This window comes from Nonomuraea sp. MG754425, from assembly GCF_021699195.1.
In the GTDB taxonomy this organism is placed as follows: Bacteria; Actinomycetota; Actinomycetes; order Streptosporangiales; family Streptosporangiaceae; genus Nonomuraea.
In genome coordinates this window covers 1-2,421 of record NZ_SSXE01000387.1, presented here as the reverse complement: position 1 = coordinate 2,421, position 2,421 = coordinate 1, and the positions used below count along the sequence as shown (strand labels likewise).

Annotated in this window: 2 protein-coding genes and 1 pseudogene; all 3 read right to left on the bottom strand. The window is 72.2% G+C overall.

Annotation, left to right across the window (positions count from 1 at the left end; translation table 11 throughout):
* On the bottom strand, positions 1-673 hold a 673-nt coding region (locus tag FAF44_RS52835; protein ID WP_237111062.1), incomplete at its 3' end, for a lamin tail domain-containing protein.
* Positions 674-828: 155 nt separating this feature from the next.
* Positions 829-2,019, bottom strand: a complete 1,191-nt coding sequence (locus FAF44_RS52830; RefSeq protein WP_237111061.1) for a S9 family peptidase — start codon at positions 2,017-2,019, stop codon at positions 829-831.
* Positions 2,020-2,130: 111 nt separating this feature from the next.
* A pseudogene (locus FAF44_RS52825) lies at positions 2,131-2,421 on the bottom strand (alpha/beta hydrolase); the annotation flags it as partial.

Here is a 2,421-nt window from a genome sequence, read left to right as displayed (position 1 = left end):
CGCCGCCGCCTGCGCAGGGGGCCGCGGCGGTGGCGCCGTTGCGCGGCGCGGGGGCCGCGCTCTCGAAGTCGGCGGCGTTGTCGTCGGTGTCGGCGCAGCCGCCGTTGCGGCGCTGCGCGGCGGTGGCGTTGGTGAGCGCGGGGGCCGCGGCGCCCTCGGAGAAGTTCGCGTTGCCGTACCCGACCAGGTCGGCGAGCAGCGCGAGCTGGTCGTCGGCGCAGGGGGTGGTGGAGCCGTTGCAGGCCAGGCCGTCGGCCGAGCGGACCAGCGCGACCTTGCCCGCGGTGCCGCTCATGTTGATCGAGCCGGTGCTGTCGGGCTGGGGCAGCGTGCCGCTGGGCGTGCTGCCCGCGGCGAGCTGGACCAGGTGGTACCGGCCGGGCTCCAGCGTGCCGGACAGGCCGGTCCGGTTGGCGGCGAAGTTTCCGGTGCCGGCGGCGCTGGTGTACTGCACGGACCAGCCGTCCAGCGTCACGGGGGCGGAGCTGCGGTTGAACAGCTCCACGTAGTCGTTGGAGTAGGGCGCGCCGGTGTTGCCGCCCCCTCCGTAGACCTGGCTGATGACCACGGTTCCGGGCGCCGCGGCGGCCACGGAGGGTGAGGACAGGGCGGCGATCGAGCCGGCGAGGCCGGCCACGACGAGGATCGCCGGGACCCGGGACTTAACACGCATGCCGGGGAGCGTAAACCGGCGAAGAGCTGAAAAGCGCGTATTAGGTGTGGACGGGTCGTGAAATCTTAAACATTGACAATTACTGTCCATCTCGGACGGGCGGATGTGTCGTCATCGAACGATGCGAAGCCCCCCGTGAAGGCCGTCGGGAGGTGTCACCGGCCGACCCACTGCTCCAGCTCCACCAGGGCGTCGCGCACCTGCGGCACCATCGGCGTCAGCGCGTCCGGGTAGGTGTCCACCAGGCCGTCGAAGTGGTTGCCGCCCTCGATCCGGTGGTAGCGGAACGGCCGGTCCGGCCCCACCATCTCGGCGTACTGGTCGGCGGACCTGGAGATCGGCAGCAGGCAGTCGAGCGTGCCGTGCAGCGTGATCAGCGGCTTGGTGATCCGGCCCGTGAGTGCCACCTTCGCCACCGCCGCGTACGGCCTGCGCGCGTGGTAGTCGTAGTCGGCCGGGTCGCCCGTGTAGGAGGGGTCCATCTCCTTCTGGTAGATCCGGGCCGTGAGCTGCCAGAAGTTCGCGTAGTGGTAGGGCCACAGGAACTCCGAGCCCGACGGGAAGCCGGCGGCGCGCACCCCCGCCGGGTCGCCGGGGTAGGCCCGCAGCGCCTCGGGCAGGAACGTCAGCAGGTTGTCGCCGTCCAGGCTCCACAGCGCGCCCTCGTAGTCGACCCCGCCGTCGTAGAGCCGGCCGCGGTTCTCCAGTTGCCACCTGACGAGGTAGCCCCCGTTGGACATGCCCATCAGGTACGTACGCCGCGGCGCGTGCCCGTAGCGCTGCCGGGCCACCGCCTTGGTCGCCAGCGTAAGCTCCGTGACCCGGCGGTTCCACTCGGCGATCGCGTCGCCGGGAGCGTCGCCGTCGGTGTGGAACTCGGGGCCGGTGTTGCCCTTGTCGGTCGCGGCGAACGCGTACCCGCGCGACAGCACGTAGTCGGAGATCGTGTAGTCGTTGGCGTACTGCTCCCTGTTGCCCGGCGCGCCGGTGATGATCAGGCCGCCGTTCCACCGGTCCGGCAGGCGGATGACGAACTGGGCGTCGTGCCGCCACCCGTGGTTGGTGTTGGTCGTGGAGGTGTCCGGGAAGTACCCGTCGAGCTGGATGCCCGCGACGCCGGACGGGTTGACCGTGCCCGCGGCGTGCAGCCCGGCCCAGTCGGCCGGGTCGGTGTGGCCGGACGCCACCGTGCCCGCCGTGGTCAGGTCGTCGAGCCTGGCCGCGACCAGGTGCTCGGCGCCCGGCACGGCCAGCCGGTCGGGTGCCCGTTCGCGCACCGGGCCCTGGCCGGCCGGGGTCAGCAGCCCGGCGATCAGGGCAGAGACCAACGTGACAACGATCAGCATCTCGCCTCCCGCGGTTCGCCTTGATCAGTGTCGTGGAGGCGTCCGCGCCGAACAAGCCCTTGGCCGGGGTCACGGCACGCTGGAAGGTGCGCCGCGCTCCGGCACGGGCGGTCAGGAGACGGTCAGGACCTTGCGGAGCAGCTCGCCGAACTCGGCCGGGTGCGTGCTGAGGCCGGTGTGCCCGCCGGGGAAGTGCACCAGTTCGGTGCCGAACCGCTCGGCCAGGAAGGCGGCGGGGCGGTAGGGCAGCTCGCCGCGCGAGTCGGCGCCGGCCGCGAGCACCAGCCGGCCGGACAGGGCCGCCAGCCGATCGACGTCGGGGACGTAGGACATGAAGGCGGGCACGATCCGCCCCAGGAAGTACGGCATGTCGGCCATCGTGCGCTCGACCCGCGCCGCCGC